Source organism: Borrelia parkeri (assembly GCF_023035815.1).
GTDB classification, from domain to species: Bacteria; Spirochaetota; Spirochaetia; order Borreliales; family Borreliaceae; genus Borrelia; species Borrelia parkeri.
Window position 1 is genome coordinate 16,926 of the sequence record NZ_CP073172.1, and the last position, 16,646, is coordinate 33,571.

The 16,646-nt window shown below is 29.0% G+C and carries 16 protein-coding genes and 1 pseudogene; 13 read left to right on the plus strand and 4 right to left on the minus strand.

Going from position 1 to position 16,646, the window contains the following annotated elements; genetic code table 11:
* Positions 1-157: 157 nt before the first annotated feature.
* Together bpSLO_RS07095 and bpSLO_RS07100 are read left to right on the plus strand one after the other, a co-directional pair.
* Positions 158-1,789 carry a PTS transporter subunit EIIC gene (locus bpSLO_RS07095; protein WP_246990162.1) on the plus strand — a complete coding sequence of 544 codons (1,632 nt, stop codon included), beginning with the start codon at positions 158-160 and terminating at the stop codon, positions 1,787-1,789.
* 85 nt (positions 1,790-1,874) lie between these two features.
* Positions 1,875-2,156 (plus strand): acylphosphatase, encoded by a 282-nt coding sequence (locus bpSLO_RS07100; protein WP_246990163.1) that lies wholly within the window; start codon positions 1,875-1,877, stop codon positions 2,154-2,156.
* Here the strand turns inward: bpSLO_RS07100 and bpSLO_RS07105 are convergent.
* From bpSLO_RS07105 to bpSLO_RS07115, 3 genes are all read right to left on the minus strand, one after another.
* Positions 2,131-2,583 (minus strand): hypothetical protein, encoded by a 453-nt coding sequence (locus bpSLO_RS07105; RefSeq protein WP_246990164.1) that lies wholly within the window; start codon positions 2,581-2,583, stop codon positions 2,131-2,133. The two genes, bpSLO_RS07100 and bpSLO_RS07105, sit on opposite strands and share 26 nt — an antisense overlap.
* A gap of 107 nt (positions 2,584-2,690) precedes the next feature.
* On the minus strand, positions 2,691-4,040 hold the full coding sequence (locus bpSLO_RS07110; RefSeq protein ID WP_246990165.1) for a protelomerase family protein: 1,350 nt from the start codon (positions 4,038-4,040) through the stop codon (positions 2,691-2,693).
* Positions 4,041-4,179: 139 nt separating this feature from the next.
* Positions 4,180-4,974, minus strand: coding sequence for a hypothetical protein (locus bpSLO_RS07115; protein ID WP_246990166.1), 795 nt, complete (start codon positions 4,972-4,974; stop codon positions 4,180-4,182).
* 161 nt (positions 4,975-5,135) lie between these two features.
* Between bpSLO_RS07115 and bpSLO_RS07120 the strand changes: the two genes are divergently transcribed.
* Genes bpSLO_RS07120 through bpSLO_RS07135 form a run of 4 tightly spaced genes read left to right on the plus strand, consistent with a single transcriptional unit; the run spans position 5,136 to position 8,009 of the window.
* Positions 5,136-6,077: a plasmid maintenance protein gene (locus tag bpSLO_RS07120; protein WP_246990167.1), complete on the plus strand. Its 942-nt coding sequence runs from the start codon at positions 5,136-5,138 to the stop codon at positions 6,075-6,077.
* Between the two features lie 6 nt (positions 6,078-6,083).
* On the plus strand, positions 6,084-6,659 hold the full coding sequence (locus bpSLO_RS07125; protein ID WP_246990168.1) for a DUF226 domain-containing protein: 576 nt from the start codon (positions 6,084-6,086) through the stop codon (positions 6,657-6,659).
* Positions 6,635-7,396 carry a ParA family protein gene (locus bpSLO_RS07130; protein ID WP_246990169.1) on the plus strand — a complete coding sequence of 254 codons (762 nt, stop codon included), beginning with the start codon at positions 6,635-6,637 and terminating at the stop codon, positions 7,394-7,396. Before bpSLO_RS07125 ends, bpSLO_RS07130 begins: the two co-directional genes overlap by 25 nt.
* Positions 7,397-7,454: 58 nt before the next feature.
* Positions 7,455-8,009, plus strand: a complete 555-nt coding sequence (locus tag bpSLO_RS07135) for a chromosome replication/partitioning protein (RefSeq protein ID WP_246990170.1) — start codon at positions 7,455-7,457, stop codon at positions 8,007-8,009.
* A 449-nt stretch (positions 8,010-8,458) separates the two neighbouring features.
* Here bpSLO_RS07135 and bpSLO_RS07140 read toward each other — a convergent pair whose 3' ends face one another.
* Positions 8,459-8,986 (minus strand): oligopeptide permease-like protein, encoded by a 528-nt coding sequence (locus tag bpSLO_RS07140; RefSeq protein ID WP_246990171.1) that lies wholly within the window; start codon positions 8,984-8,986, stop codon positions 8,459-8,461.
* A 596-nt stretch (positions 8,987-9,582) separates the two neighbouring features.
* On the opposite strand from bpSLO_RS07140, the gene bpSLO_RS07145 reads away from it, so the two are divergent.
* The 7 genes and pseudogenes from bpSLO_RS07145 (at position 9,583) to bpSLO_RS07175 (ending at position 16,408) form a co-directional block, all read left to right on the plus strand.
* A complete protein-coding gene (locus tag bpSLO_RS07145; protein WP_348648864.1) occupies positions 9,583-10,218 on the plus strand; it encodes a Vsp/OspC family lipoprotein in 636 nt (211 codons plus the stop codon).
* A 256-nt stretch (positions 10,219-10,474) separates the two neighbouring features.
* Entirely contained in the window at positions 10,475-11,344 is an 870-nt protein-coding gene (locus tag bpSLO_RS07150; RefSeq protein WP_246990144.1) for a variable large family protein, read from the plus strand.
* 81 nt (positions 11,345-11,425) lie between these two features.
* Positions 11,426-12,490: a variable large family protein gene (locus bpSLO_RS07155; protein ID WP_041178827.1), complete on the plus strand. Its 1,065-nt coding sequence runs from the start codon at positions 11,426-11,428 to the stop codon at positions 12,488-12,490.
* Between the two features lie 113 nt (positions 12,491-12,603).
* Positions 12,604-13,587, plus strand: a pseudogene (locus bpSLO_RS07160) (variable large family protein); the annotation flags it as partial.
* A 373-nt stretch (positions 13,588-13,960) separates the two neighbouring features.
* The gene (locus tag bpSLO_RS07165) at positions 13,961-14,839 is read left to right on the plus strand and encodes a P12 family lipoprotein (RefSeq protein WP_246990126.1); all 879 of its coding nucleotides are present in this window, start codon (positions 13,961-13,963) and stop codon (positions 14,837-14,839) included.
* Between the two features lie 266 nt (positions 14,840-15,105).
* The gene (gene thyX, locus bpSLO_RS07170) at positions 15,106-15,930 is read left to right on the plus strand and encodes an FAD-dependent thymidylate synthase (RefSeq protein ID WP_246990143.1); all 825 of its coding nucleotides are present in this window, start codon (positions 15,106-15,108) and stop codon (positions 15,928-15,930) included.
* 109 nt (positions 15,931-16,039) lie between these two features.
* Complete coding sequence (locus bpSLO_RS07175) at positions 16,040-16,408, plus strand: hypothetical protein (RefSeq protein WP_246990172.1); 369 nt, start codon at positions 16,040-16,042, stop codon at positions 16,406-16,408.
* The last annotated feature ends 238 nt before the right edge of the window (positions 16,409-16,646 follow it).

Sequence of the window (16,646 nt, forward strand, 5' to 3'; positions counted from 1 at the left end):
ACAACTTAAAAGGAATGAGTAGTACTCATTCCTTAACAATAAATTTGTACTTAATTTTATTTACAAGATCGACAAATATTGCTAATATTAATTATATAATATAATTAAAAATGTTAATTATATTAAATTTTAACAACAATTTAAGGGAGGGGATGTTATGTCAATATCACCAGGATCTATATTTACAACATTACAGAAGGTAGGAAAAGCTTTTATGTTACCAATAGCTCTTTTACCAATAGCTGGTCTTTTACTAGGAATTGGTGGAGCACTTACCAACAAAACAATGATTCAAACTTATGGAATTGAGGACATACTTGGCGAGGGAACTTTAACAAGTTCAATACTATCTTTAATGAAATATACAGGTGAAGTAATTTTCGCAAACTTACCTTTAATGTTTGCAGTAGCAATTCCAATTGGATTGGCAAAAGCTGAAAAAGGAACAGCGGCTCTTGCTGGCGTTGTAGGATTTTTAGTTATGCATCAAACTATAAATGGAATTTTATCTCTTCAAGGCATTAATGCTTCAACTGTCAATGTAGAAGCATTAATAGCAATTGGAACACCTGAAGCAGAGGCAATCGCAAAAAGCCAAGAATACACAAATGTACTTGGAATCTTTTCTCTTCAAATGAGCGTAATGGGAGGTATGGTTGCGGGATTTATTGCAGTAATGCTTCATAACAGACTGCATAATATCCAGCTACCAACATTCCTAGCATTTTTTGGAGGATCAAGATTCATTCCCATCATCACTACGCTTGTAATGTTCATAGTAGGAATAATTTTAACATGCATTTGGCCAGTCATTCAAGGAATGATGATCTCATTTGGAAATATTATAGAAAAGTCTGGATATTTTGGTTCATTCGCATATGGAGCAATAAAAAGGTCTTTAATACCTTTTGGTCTTCATCACATATTTTATATGCCATTCTGGCAAACATCTTTGGGCGGAACAATGGAAATTAATGGAGAACTGGTCTCAGGAGCACAAAATATCTTCTTCAAACAACTCTCAGATCCTAATACTGTACATTTTGAAGTTACAAGAGGAACACGATTTTTTAGTGGTGAATTTATAATAATGATTTTTGGATTACCTGGCGCTGCTCTTGCAATGTATCATACCGCAAAAAATGAGAATAAAAAAAACACAGCTTCTCTATTATTATCAGCTAGTTTCACATCAATGCTAACAGGAATAACAGAACCTCTTGAATTTGCATTCCTTTTTGCAGCTCCTGCCCTTTACTATCTTATATATGTTCCTTTATTTGGATTGGCTCATCTATTAGCACATGTTTTCAATATTGGAGTTGGATTAACATTCTCTGGAGGATTTATCGATATGTTCCTATTTGGAATACTGCAAGGAAATAGCAAAACAACTTGGATAATGATTCCTATTATTGGAATATTTTACTTCATTGGATTTTATTACATTTTCAAACTTGCAATCATAAAATTCAATCTAAAAACACCAGGACGTGAAGAAGTAGAAGAAGAAGTTACAAAAATAAGCACACAAAAAACAGCAATATCAGAAATTGCCAGAAAAGTACTAGAAGGACTTGGAGGTAGAGACAATATCACATATCTCGACGCATGTGCATCAAGACTAAGAATAAATGTCAATAAAATAGAACTAGTTAAATCTGTCACCTATTTTAAATCCATTGGAGCAAGCGGAATGCTTCAAAAAGGAAATGGTATCCAAATTATATTTGGAGGATTATCTGACAATATAAGAATGGAAATGGATAAAACTTACATCAATTCTTAAGAAAGCTTTAAGAATATAAACTAGCAATAAGAGGGGTTTCATTTTAAAATAGCTCCTCTTATATTTTATAAAAAAGGATAAAGATATGCACAAATACCAATACCTCATTTCTGGAAAAGTACAAGGTGTAGGATTTAGGTTCTTTACAGAACAAACCGCAACTAAAATAGCAATCAAAGGATTTGTTAAGAACCTAGATGATGGAAAAGTTGAAATAGTAGCTTTTTTTGACAATAAAGAACAAATTGAATTATTTGAAAAAACCTTAAAAAAAGGCAACGGGTACTCAAAAATTGAAAACATAGAAAAAAAAATCTTAGACGAAAGATATCCCTTTGATTTCAAGAATTTTTGTTCCTACTACTAACAGTTTTATTAATCTTACCCTTAATTACTTTCATCTTACCAATTTTTGCTTTAGTTCCACCCTTATTTGCAAAATTAAGGGACTTTGAACTAGATTGAAAAAAACGTTCAACTCTGAACTTCAAAAAATCTAATGACTTTTTATCCTTACAAAAAATATTTAGATTGCCATCCGAAAATTTAATATCAAGCCCATAGTTAGTTTCTGTCCTTAAAAAATTACAAGAAATAAATTCTCCATTTAATTTACTTCTTTTAAAAAGGAAAAAATATTTCTTACCTCTCTTAGAGTCTCTAAAATCAATTTTCAACCAATCTTGCATCGGTTGAATTGAAACCAAACTATCATAAAGATAGGAAATATAAATCATTCTATTACCATCGACACTTAATGTCTTCTTAAAAAAATAAAGAAATCCTGTATCCATACAATTAACAAATATATTACAAATCAAAATATTTAAAAAAAACTCTAAATTAGTCAGTAAAAATAAATATTAAACATCAAAACAAAATTAACTTTTTTACAATATACCTAAACATCATATTCAAAAATCAAGGCTAAATACTCACCAAGTTTTGCGTAATTATAATTATAACCATATTTTTGCTTGAAAGATTTACGAATTTTAACATTAAGGCCCCTTAGCATTTCCAATTTATCTAAACCATCTTCGATCATCAGCTCTTTAATTACATGCAAAGTCTTGACATAATTTTCATCCATAACACCACACTCTTCTATCAAAACATTTAATTTTTGCATAGTAACAACAGAATATGTAGTCTTTCTCCTAACATACGTGTATATCCGTCTTTTTATCAATTTAAGCAGATCAATATCAGCATTATCATCTAAGTTCTCCAAAATATAACGATTGTAATGAAAAGCAGTTATTATATCATCATGCTCATGTCCTAAAACCGTGGTTATCCACAAATTGAGCTCCATATTTTTTGGAGCAAATGCAAGGTAAGAAAACCTACTATAAAGCCTTCGACAAAAATAAACTGACTCTTCAGGTTCAAATATATTTTCAAAGATCTTACGAAATAGTCTATTATAACTATAAGCAAGATTTGAAGATATAATTTCTTTCGAAAGTTTTTCTGTCCTCTCCATATATCTTATCTCTTCTATTGAATCAATAATCAATTTAGAATCAGCAAAAGTGGGAAAAACAATTTCATGAATTAAATTATGCTCTTTCTTCTTTGCAATATGCTTCATGAAAATATGTTCACTATCTTCAACATAAAATTTAGATATTTTCATTATTTCAACAGGACGCCGTCCGGTTGCCATTAATACTCCATAAAACTTTAATCTGATATCCCTTTTTTGAGACAACAAAATATTTATTATCTCAATATAAGTTTTTAAGTTTATCTTAACCGATATCTGCTCTCTTCTATAACTATTAATTTTTGAAATCTTATAATGATGGGAATAATTATTTAACCATTCAGGACTTTTAAACAAACTTAGGAAAGACTCAAAATAAACCTTTTTACCTAAAATATTATTAGAAACCATCAACTCCTCAATTTTACATAAATCTTTTATATCGATATTAGATAGTGCCTTTACTTTTTTAGGAATCCAAAAAAACAAAAGCTTATTTTTTTGTCTTATCTCCTCAATCACTGAAAGATTGATATATTCCTTTATTATTTTACGGGTTTTAGAAAGATTCAATATGATTGAAAGATTAGTAAACTTATCCTTCCTTAAGAGAATACTTCTATGTTTCTCAGCAAGAGTACTCAGACTTTTATTTAATTTATAATATGAAATCTCATATTTCAAATACTTAACATACATTGCTTCCAAGTTTTTTCTAAAAAACTCAAGCTCTTTTTTTATATTAACTTTCAAAGACATACTAAACAAATTATAGCAAGAAAAAATAATAAGAACATCTACTTAAACTACTATCAACTTATAAAACAAAAACAATTTATTAAACATATACTTAAATAAAAGTGATAATAACAAAAAATTACCAATAAAACTCCTATTATCACATAAATCTCTCAATAGCCCTAAAAACATAGTAATAGAGAACAATATATGCCTCTCTTAAAGTAGAATACTTGGAACTTCCCACAAAATACATAAGTTCACTTGTACTTGAATTAATATCATCCTTATGATTTCTAATCTCAAATTCACGGTTAATTTTCTTTATATGCTCTAAACTAAAAGTATAAGTAGAAAATTGGCTATCATTAGCTATATCAAGCTCACTATTTAATACAATTTCTCTCTTAAATATTTTTTTAACTTGAAACTCAAATGAATTGGGAGGAATAGCATTAAAAAAATCAAACTTAAATCCAAAATCAAAAATAAACCCAAATTTATAATCCAATAAACCTGCAACTTTTGAATACAAAATTATCTGCATCTCAATATTTTGCATATCTTTATCCAATATAAAGTAATAAGAGTAACCATTAATATCCTTAACAGAATCAAAATACTCTTTAGAATGAACTCGTGTTTTAAATTTATTACCACCCAAATATTCATAACCTGCAATTTCCAATTTTATTGATTCTTCTAAAGGAAGGAAAAATCTTGATGCAGTATCAAAATTGCAAGAACAAAAGATGAAAATGAAAAGTAAAAAATTTTTATAAGCTATTTCCAAAAAACCCTCGTGATAAAACCTACCTATTATTAACAAAGAATATCTGAATATCTGAATATCTGAATATCTGAATATCTGAATATCTGAATATCTGAATATCTGAATATCTGAATATCTGAATATCTGAATATCTGAATATCTATTTAATAATATATCAAACAATTTATAAATAAGAACAACATAATTTTACTATTATCAAAATAAAACAATATAAAATAAATTTAAGATATGAATATATTATCTAAAGACTTTACTTTTCCCCAACATTTAATTAAAATATCACTAACGTTTTAAATATAAAGATCAAACGATAGGAGTTTAAAATGAGACAAGAAAAGATCAGTAAGATGCCATTTAACAAAGTAGTAGATCGAAGATTAAAGGTGTTTTGGGTAATTCAAAAGTTGCAACATAATTATTTCACAAATAAGAGAAGGTATTCTTTAAGAAATGTTGTAATGATGGTAAATTCAATTTTAGAAAAAAAAGGATTTAAAACAGTAACAAAAAGGACTATACAAAGCGATATTAAAAACTTTGAAGAAATTGGTCTATTAAAAATCGACTTCAACCCACTTGGAAAAAACAATGGTAGTTTCACTTACTATATAATCAACAAAACTCTTGAAAAAATAGCTAATAAAGCAATAAGCAAAGCTTATTTCATTAAAAGGAAAAAAAACATAGATCACGCAAGAGATAATGCTATTAAAAAAGACAAATTGAAAGAACAAAATCAACAATTCAAAATTTCACATCAGATATTTTCACATCTTTTAAGTTATATAAAAAGTAAATATAATAAATATAAGAATTCTGATTTGCAATACATCAAAACCAAAGAGAAAAAATTAGAGAAAATCATACTACAAAAGTTTGTGAAAATAAAAAGTGAAGACCTAAATGAAATAAGAAACATTGTAAAAACACAGATAAGCTATAAAAATACACTATGGAACCTAAAGGACTTCATGGAAGAATTAAGAGAATATAATGAAAATGATGCAGTAAGTTTCTTTAAAACCATACTCAGAAAAAAGAAAGATAAAATATGGTTTATGTCAAAAAGAAATATAAATACGGATTTCAACATGATGATAGGAGAATTTAAAGACAAAAATAAAACCAAAGCACAAAAATTATATCAAGATCTAGAAAAAAAAATAAAACCAAAGATGAATTATATAGATAATCCGAATGAAATAGTGAAGACCAGCGAATTGATAACGGAAATTATGAAAAAAGGATTACTGGTTTCTAATTAGGGAAATATGAAAAAAGTGGAAAAGGCAATACATGAGTTAAAAGCGAAATTGATGGCAAGAAAGTCAGAATTGGAGCATGAGCGTAAAAATTTTTTTAAAAAGATAGAAGAAAAAAACTATAAAAAAATGTATCATACAAAAATTTTCAGTATGATAAATAATTTCGAAGCAAGACCAAATAAAGGTAAATTTTGGTTATGTTTTAGAAATGTTTTCGATCCTAATAAATATGAAAGTCTTCATTTATTTCATATGAGGCAAGGAGATAAATTTATAGGAATTTACTATGGATTTACAAAGTTACCAAAACCATTTATTATAAATTACAAGGAAAATGAAGTAAAAAAGACATCCAGAATAATAAAAATTTATTACATTGAATTTAGATTTAAAAAGGGAAGTGTTTTTTGTTATCTGAGAAGTTTGCATACACTGTTGAAAGCAAAAAATAAGGAAAGGATGTTTTACAATTCTTTGTTAGATAGAACTTTAAGATTGGAAAGAGAGGTCTACCAATTTTATGGAAAAGAATATCTTGAAGACAAAGGAATATTAAGATGGATAAAAGAAAACCAAAAATAATTACCATAGCCTCAATTAAGGGAGGTGTCGGGAAAAGTACAACTGCTTTGTTTTTTAGTAATATTCTTTCAAGTAAAAGATACAAAACACTATTAATTGATCTAGATCCACAAGCCAGTGGTACGAGTTTTTATATTAATCTTATAAAGAGTCAAAATATAGATATAAAAAAAGTTAATATATACAGAGTGTTAAAAAAAGAATTGGATATCGAAAATTCAGTTGTAAAGATTAATGAAAATCTTGATTTTATAGCAAGTCACTTGACTTTGAGTCAGTTTAATGAAGAGAGTATATCTTTGAAGGAAAGTCTACTTAAAATATTTTTAAGTTATATACAAGACAGGTATAATTTTATCATTATGGATACAGCTCCGACTTTAGGAAGTTTACTAAATAATAGTTTAATAATCACTGATTATCTTATCATCCCTTTACCAACCGATCAGTGGGCAATTGAGAGTGTAGATTTAATAACTAACAGATTGAGGGATATATTTAGAAGTGAATTGCCAACGTTTTATTTAGTAACGAACCTGATTGAAAGGCAGACCATAGATAAAGAATTAAAAGAATTTATTGAGAGTGAGTATAAAGAAACTTTTTTAGGAAGTGTTCCAAAGCGAGATAATTTGAGAAAAACTATTTTTCACAGAGTTGATTTTAATCCAAATGAAGACTACTACAAAGCTTATAAAGAAATATTAGAAAACTTTTTAAGTAGGATTAATAATTAATGATTAGTTCCATTTGGAACTATTAGTTCCAAATGGAACAGGTTTAATGAGGTATACGATGAGTAAGAGTAGAAAAATAGAGATAGTTAAAAGAATTGATTTAGAAACGTGTAATTTCAAGTCTTTAAACAAGACAAGAGAAGAGAGATATTTAGAATTAAAAGAGAAGCTTAAGATTTTAATAAAAGAAGAATCCTATAATAAAATAGAAACAGCTAGAATTTTGAAAGAAATTAATGAAAGTAAATACTATGCTCTTGATGGATATAAAAGTTTTACAGCTTTTATCAAGAGCTATAAAATAGCAAAAACTTCCATATATAGATATATTAAGCTAGTTATAGGAATTGATAGTGGTAAAATTGATTATGATTTAATTTTAAGTAAAGGTGTAGATTATGCAATTAAAGTATTGGAAAATAATAATGTCATTAGTGAAAATAATGTCAACCCTTTAAAACCTTTAAGGTTTCAACTAGATGATGAAGAGAGTTTCTATTTTTATAAATCCAACACAAAATTTGCTAGTTTTTTGCTTAAAGAAATATATAAAAATGAGAAAGATTTTTTTAATAAGATGCATGAGAAATATAATAGTCTGAAAGTACAGTAAATCCAACTGTGTTTTAATTAGATATTTATATTGTCTTAGTAAAATATAAAGTTTTTGATAATTTTTTAAAAAATAGCATAAAAACTTTTGAAAAAGACTTTACAAAAAGATAAAATAGTTTATAATTATTCTATAGACTGAGATTTAAAGTCTCACTCTTATTGTTTGATTAGAATAATAGGTTGGCTACAGTAGGTAGCCTTTGTCATTTTATCTTAATTTATCTATTCTATAAATATATAGATTTTTATATAATTTGTTATTTTATTTCAGTTTTCATTTCAGTTTTCATATATGGTGTTTAATTTTACATTAATCTTTCTTTTAATGTCACTTTTTTGTAAGTATTTTTTATATATTTATATAAAATTTTATTAATTGATAAGGATAATAAAAGAGCTTTAAAATTAACGATATATCTCTTAACGTTAGTTTTAAAGCTTTGATTATTATTTTTGAGTATTTTCTTTGTCAGGATGTCGTTTTTGGGTATATTGCTTTTCAGTTGCGTTTAATTTTAATAGAAAATCTCTAATTTTGGCTTTATTGACTTGCAACGTTTCTAAACCGACTTGGATTTTAATATCTTCTTTGTTATATACATATTCGTCTTCATTGAGAACTTTCTCTAGTATAGTCTTATTTAAGCTGAAAGAGGAGGTGTTGACCCATTTTCCAAATGAAGATTTATTATCGTATTCATAGCTTGTTTTACCTTCTATTTTGGTGCCGTCTGGTAGTGTTAATGGAGTTTGTTTGATTATGCTATAGTTTCTTAGTTTAGTATACAAAAATATTTGTGTTGTGTTGTTTTGATAGTCAACTACACCTTTTAGTTCTAAGTTTTTGCTTAAATATTGATATATTCTTATTGTTTGATTAATTTTGTCATGTTCGACTTGCAAGGAAGAACACGCTGTAAGTAAAAAAATTAATAAAACTTTTGTTAATTTTAGGTCTTTGAAAGAAGATAACACATTTCCCCCTTTTAATACTGTATGGTATATTGTTTGCTATTTACGATTTTTGTAAATAGCAGTTATTTCATAATTTAGTGTTTAACATTATACTTTAATAAATTTGAAAAACAAGATAATAAATTTTAAATTAAAATTTAATGAAACTTTGGTAAAGTTGTGACTGTGTTTAATCTGTTCATAGAGAAAATTTTTTTAATTTGCAATATTATTAAATTTGTCTATTCATTTATTAATAGTAATATCAACGTTTTGTTTTGAGTTTGATTTGTAAACTCTTTCTTTCTTTGAAAGCATGGTTTGTATTTTCAGTTAATTTGGGGTTTTATGGATGTTCTCATTTTTTTTGATGAAACTATCTGTGTTTTTTTCTTGGAGAAAGGTTTTGAGGAAAAAAAGATAAAATCCTAATCTTTATCAAGAAATGAAGGGATTAGTTTTAACGTAAAGTTTTGTGTAGATTTTAGGCTTTGTTTTAAATCGTAATTTATTTAGATATTGATAATGTTTTTGTTTTTTTCAATTTTTTTTACAAAAAAAATTGAAAAACCGAATTTTTGAAATAAAATTTTAGGTTAATAAGGAGGCACGTGATAATGAAAAGAATTACTTTTTGTGCGTTATTAATGACTTTATTTTTACTTATGTCTTGTAATAATTCAGCTTCTTCTCCTAAAGATGGGCAAGCGGCTAAATCTGATGGCACTCTTATTGATTTAAAGTCAGTAAGTTCAAAAATAACAGAGGCTGTTGCTTTTGCTAAGAGTGTTACAGAAATTCATACCTTAGTTAAGTCCATTGATGACCTCGCTAAGGCTATTAAAAAGAAAATTCAAGCAGATGGTCTTCAAGATGATAATGGTGGTAAAAATGGATCATTGCTTGCTGGTGCACATAGTGTAATATCAGCTGTAAAAACTAAATTGGGAGTATTGGAACAAACAAATGGAATCTCTGATGAATTGAAACAAAAGGTTACTGCTGTTAAGACCGATAATGATGCATTCATAAAAAAGTTGGAAACTGAGCATTCTGATCTTGGTAAGGCAGATGGCGCTGTTACTGATGAACATGCAAAAGAAGCTATAGATAAAACTAATAAGCCAGATGGAACCAAAGGAGTTGCAGAACTTAAAAAACTCAACACAGCAATTGATGCTTTGTTAACTGCTGCTGAAGCTGCAGTAACAGCTGCAATTAATGCGCTTTCAACTCCTGCTCAATCTAACTAAGAGTAAACAAGTTAATTAGTTATTATATGATTACTTTTTAATCAATCGTTATTTTCTTATAAAATAAAGTCTATAAATAATAAGCTAGGAGTTTGCTTCTCTTAGCTTATTTTGTTTCTTTATTCTCTATCTACTTGCTTTACTATTATTCTTCTTAGATTTCTTATGATTACTTATCAATTTTAGACTTATATTTATGTTTTGATTTTACCTTGTTTTATCACTTAATAAGAACTTAGATTGCTTATTTTTACTTCTGAGTTGTGGGAGTGGCAGTACTAAGACTGAGGATCCTCAGAGTAGATTCTTAAAATCTCTTATTAGTTTAGGTAATGACTTCTTAAATGTTTTTACTTCCTTTTCTGATATAGTTGGAGGGGTTTTAGGGTTTAATACTAATACTAAAAAGTCTGATGTTGGGAACTACTTTAAGAAAGTACATGATACTCTTTCATCTACTAAGACATCCCTTGAGAAAATTGTTTCTGATATGAAATCTGATAATAATCCTAATGCAGAGGCTACAGGTATTGCTGTAAAAGCTCTAATTACTAATACTCTTGATAAAATAATCCAGGGGGCTAAGACTGCTAGTGAGGCTGTTGGTACTACAGGTGATGAGTTACTTGGTAATGTTGGTACTAATAATGCTGCTGGTGTTGCTGGGACTGAAGTTGATAAACTAGTAAAGGGAATTAAAGATATAGTAGACGTGGTTCTTAAAGATAAAGGAAATGCTGATGCTGGTACTGATAAAAAAGCCGAGGATCTTAGCGCAAGAACTGCTAATGGTAATGGTGAAGCAGGTAAATTATTTGCTAACGATAACGCCGGAGATGCTGCTAAGGCTAAGGCTAAAGATGGAACTATTGCAGGTGCTATTGCATTAACAGCTATGGCTAAGAATGGTAAATTTGCTGGTCCTAGTGCTGAAGCTGCTGAGTATGCTCCCGCGGTTAAAGGTGCAGCTATCAGTGCAGTAATTAAGGCATTAGATACTTTAACTATTGCTATAAGAGAAACAATTGATGTGGGACTTAAGACTGTTAAAGATGCTATGAAATTTAATTCTACCGATACTCCTGTAACTACTGATAATACAATCTCTGAAATTAAGAAGAACTAGTTAGAATTTAATAACAATAAACATAACTAAATAAAGTCATTTGAGGAAAACTCTTCTCTTCATGAGAATCGTTTTCCTTTTATTTTTATTATACTTATTACTTTATTTTTACTTCTTAGCTGTGGCAGTGGTCAACAACCACAAGTAGGTAAGGATGGCGAGGCAGCTACAGGTGGGCGAAGTTTAAGTGCAGTGCTAATGGAAGTAGGTAAAAGTGCTGAAAATGCCTTTTATTCATTTTTAGAGTTACTCTCAGATACATTAGGCTTAAGAGTAACTAAAGATACAACTAAAAATGACGTAGGGAACTATTATAAGAAATTAGCAGAAGGAATAGAGAAAGCTGTAGGGGAATTGTCAGCAATTTCAGGTCAAACTGATCAGTCTGATAAACAATCAGAAAAAGAAGCAAATGAATCAGAATTAGATAAAGCGATTGAAAAAGCTAAGCAAATGTTTGAAAAATTAAAAAGATATATAGTTTCTTTAGAGAGAATAGGAGATATTAGTAAAGTAGGTGAGGTAGGAAGCGATACCCAAAAAGGAGTATCAGCAAGTGCAGATGAATTAAAGATAGTATTTGAAGCATTGAAAGGGATTGTAAATTCAGCTGTGGAAGCAGGTGTTGAAGAATTAAAAGGAAGTAGGTTAACATTGTCGCAAGCATCAATAGGAGTAGCTTCTCCAGAAAATGGAGCCAAGGTTTTAGCTGAAAATGCTAATGCAGGATCAACAGTAGGAGATAAAGCGGCAGCAATAGTATCCGCAGTGAGTGGAGAAGAAATATTAGCTTCAATAATTAATTCAACAGAAGATAAGGCTGTGAAAATCGGAGCTGATGCAACTGCAGATACAACTCCATTGGAATTTGCAGTAGGAGGTACTGTAGGGAATATAGCAAAAGGTGCGGCGCTGGCAAGTGCCGTGAGTGGAGGAATAGCATTACGTTCCTTGGTTAAAGGAGGTAAATTAGCTGCAAATAATGATGCCAATGATAAAATAACAGTACAAGCAGTAGGAATAACATCAGTAAATAAACTATTAGTAGCGGTAGAAGATATAGTTAAAAAGACAGTAAAGAATGTTCTTAAAACAGCAAAAGAAAAAATAGATGAAGCAAGGGCTCCGAAAACAGCAGGTCAGTAATAAGATAGATTCATTACTTTAAAATAAGATTAGAAGGCATCTTAGATCGATATCTAAGATGCCTTCTATATTGTTGTAATTAACTTTAAGAAATTAAATTGGCTTCTTAATTTAAAATTTCTTTCTTTGGTTCATTTATCAAAATAGGTCATGGGTTTTACGAGATTTTTGGCTTTTTTGGTAATGCTATTGGTGATGCTTTGGGACTTACAGCAGTTAAATCGGGTGATAAGAGAAGTAAAGTTGGTGAACACTTTAAGACTATAGGTGATGGACTTACAATTACTAAGAATAAGTTAAAAGAGTTATCAGGTGAAATATCTGAAGCAAAAAATGCTAATGGTAGCACAATTGAAGCTGTTAAGGGTGCAATTAACAGTGCTAGTGATGTCTTTGAGCAACTAATTGCTGCTTTAACTAAACTTGCTGGGGTTGCTAAGGAAGCTGGCGATACTAATATTGGTGATGCTAATAATGCTGGTGCTGCAGTTGCTGCTGATAAGGATGGAGTTGACACTATAATTAAAAGTGTGAATGCAATTATTGAAGTAGCAAAGAAATCTGAAGTAGAAATCAGTTCTGGAGATGCTGGTGCTCAGGTAGTTGCTGGTGATGATAAGGCAGGAGCAACTCTTGCAAAGTCTGGTGCTGCTGCAGCTGCTAACTCTGGTCCTAATCTAGCTGAAGAAGTGTCTAAAGCTGATCCGTGGGCAATGATTGATAAGATTAAAGATGCTAAAACTAATGCTGCACTTGCTGCAGGCAATGATAATGAAGCTGGAACTCTAGCGACTAAAATTGATGTTCAAGCTAATACTGGTGCTAAAACAAATGCAGACTTAGCAGCTGCTGTTGCTCTTAAAGCTATGACTAAGGGTGGTAAATTTAGTGCTGCTGCTAATGAAGATGGTGCAGTTAAAGCTGCTGCTGTAACTGCTGTAAATAAGGTACTGGGAATACTTGACTTAATAATTAGGAAAACAGTAGCAAGCGAACTAGATAAAGTAGGAAAAGCTGTTAAGGGAATACAGTACTCTGAGACTACTACTGAATCAACTGAAGCTAGTACGACTACTCAACCTGCTGCTGCTAAATAAATTATCTAATTAAATAATCTACTAAATAAAGTCATTTAAGGAAAACTTTTCTTTTTATAAGAATTGTTTTCCTTCTTTACATTTTGGTGATGTATTAAATATTTGTACTAAAGATAAGAGAGTAACTTTTATTCACTCCTATGCTACTTAGGTGGAAGTAAGTATTCTAAGATTAGTTTTGATTAGTAAGTAATTAATTTTACTTTATTAAAATAATTTTAAATAGATTTTAATTATTACAGAATAAAATAACCGGGGTTTTATGAAATTTATTTTTGTTATTTAAAATAAAAGGGTGTACACTTACCAGTAATTATTGTATTTCAATATCGAGATTTAATAATTAAATAATCTAATATCCCAGGAGGGAGATATGAAGAGAAGTATTTTATCAGTATGTATATTAACATTATTATGTTTGTTATCATGTGATATCAATGCCCTTAATGATTTATTAAATGAAGTAAGGGAAAAATTTTTAGATGAAAGCAAAGATAATAAAGGTTTAAACCATAAACAAGAAAATCAGGAACAAAAAGAAGTTGTTATAGATGCTTTTGAAGAGGGTGTAGAAATAAAACAAGATATGGGAGTAAAGCCTGTTAATGCGGGATTTGAGGTGTCTGAGCAATTTTATCCATACTATGTCCAAGAAGAAATAGAGATAAAAGAAGGAGACCTAATACCAAGTACTGAGTCCGAAAAAGAAGTAGATAATGCAGTTAAAAATATAGAGCGTGTTATTGAAGATTCTGGATTTTCTCAATTAATTGAGGATGCACTTAAACTCAAAAGTGAATATGAGCGATTAGAATCTAGTTTTTATGGTATTCTTTCAGAACTTAAAAATAAAATAAGGAGTAGTAATCTTATAAAGGATAAAACAAATAGACAGAAGCTCATTAAATTACAAAATAGGTTCAATGAAGAAAGGAATCAGCTTGATATGTTTATGACCCAAATTGATGCAGGACTTAATAAAAGAAGTTCTGCAAAATATTTTTTTGAAGAAGCGCAAAAAACTTTAAGAGAAGCTATTATTGAAAGATTAAGAAATAATAAACGTAGAAGTTACTCATCAAGAAGATGGAATAGCGATTCTTTAGCTCAAAAGGCACGAAGTGATGCAGAAAATGTTTTAAGTTTATTAGAATCCTCTTCTTCTAATATAGGAGAAGCAATAGGAATAAAGAAAGAGATAGAGGAACTCATTAATGAGGCAAAGTCTGTTCTAGAGAATCTTTCAAGATAGAGATGGTAAAGATTTAAATCTTTTATAAGATTAGTATTTTCAATAAGAGTTCCTTATAAAGGAACTCTTATTAATTTTATTTAAATAAGTTTTTACAAACTAATTACCTTTAAGATTTGACTATGAGTTTGTACTGCTTAAATGTCTTAACAAGTGTGAGTATTATTATTCCAAAGTGTTTTTGAAAGGTATCAAATGTTTTGATATAATAATGCAAATTGAATAACTGGTAAATTATTTTAAAGCTTTGGTGGGAGTAATTGCTTTTGAATACTGATATTGAAAAAGATGATTTATTAAATAAGGAATATAAGGTTTTAGATAAGGGCTTTATCAAGCTTGTTGATTATATGGGTAGTGACGAGAGAATAGTGCAAGCAGCAAGAATTTCATATCGAGGTGAAAGTATTAGGAGAGAAGATGATGAACTTATAGATTATTTAGTGAGAAATGAGCATACAAGTCCATTTGAACAAGTTGTTTTTACATTTTATGTTAAGGCCCCTATATTTGTTGCAAGACAATGGATGAGACATAGAACAGCAAGGATTAATGAAGTGTCTGGTTCATATAGTTTGCTGAGAGAAGAGTTTTATCTTCCTTTAGAAGAGGATATAAAGATTCAAAATGTTGAGAGTAAGCAAACTGAATCTAATTTTGCAAAAGATGTGTTAAGCGATTTAAAGGAAAGTCAAAGTTTTTGTTACAAACTATATCAAAATATGATAGAGTGTAATGTTTCAAAAGAAGTGTCTAGAATAGCTTTACCGTTAAGCTTGTATACTGAATGGTATTGGCAGATTGATTTAAATAATCTTTTTCATTTTATCAAAATAAGGTTGGCGTTCAATGAATCGAAAGAGGTTAGGGAAAATTCATCAAAAGAGATGCGTGAATATGCCAGGATATTGATTGATGTTATTGAAAAAATTGTGCCTATTGCTACTAAAAGTTTTAAGAATCATATCTTAAAAGGGTGTAGGTTGTCTTATGAAGAGATAATAGCTATTTCTGGTGCATTGAATATTAGTAAACTCAAATTGGATGATAAGGCATTAAAGAGGTTAAAAGATAAACTTAATATTACATAATAAACAAAGTTTCCTTTTATTGTATATTGAAAAACAGTAATAATGAGATATCTTTATAAAGAGTAAGTTAGTTTTGGATTTTATGTATAGAGTTGTATTTATATTTTGTGTGATTTGTTTTGTAAGTTGTGATTTATTTAAAGATTATAATAATAAAAATAATAAAGATGATTTCTTGCAAAAACCAGTTAATGTTAATTTAAAATCAGATTGGAGAGATAATCTTGGACTTAATAAAGAAGAGACCGGTATATTAACTTTTTTTGTTGTTAGTGTATTAAAAAATGAATTACCCAAAGGTGTTTCAGCTAATTTTGATATCCATTTAAAAGGAGATGTATCTAAAATAGAAGAATATATTAAAATGTTTTTGTTGAAACTGAACGATAAGGGAAAAGTTAAAGAATTACTTAAGCATATTAAATATGGTAAAGATAATTCACCTAATGTAGAGGTAGAGATGAAAATCTTAATATAGATGCAAAAGAGCATTATAGAATAGAAAAAAGACTTGCCGATGTTTTTGATAATTATTTTATGTTTTTAAATCCTCCTGTGCCTGGACCTGCTGTTGAAAGAGATCCTGAAGAGAAAGTATTTGAATTGATTAAACAAGTGTGTTATGAGCATAGAAATAAAAGCTGAAAAATTGTGTGTAGAATAGATTTTTAAGATAGGTTTTAGTTATCTATTTTATACTATTAAAAACTAAACTA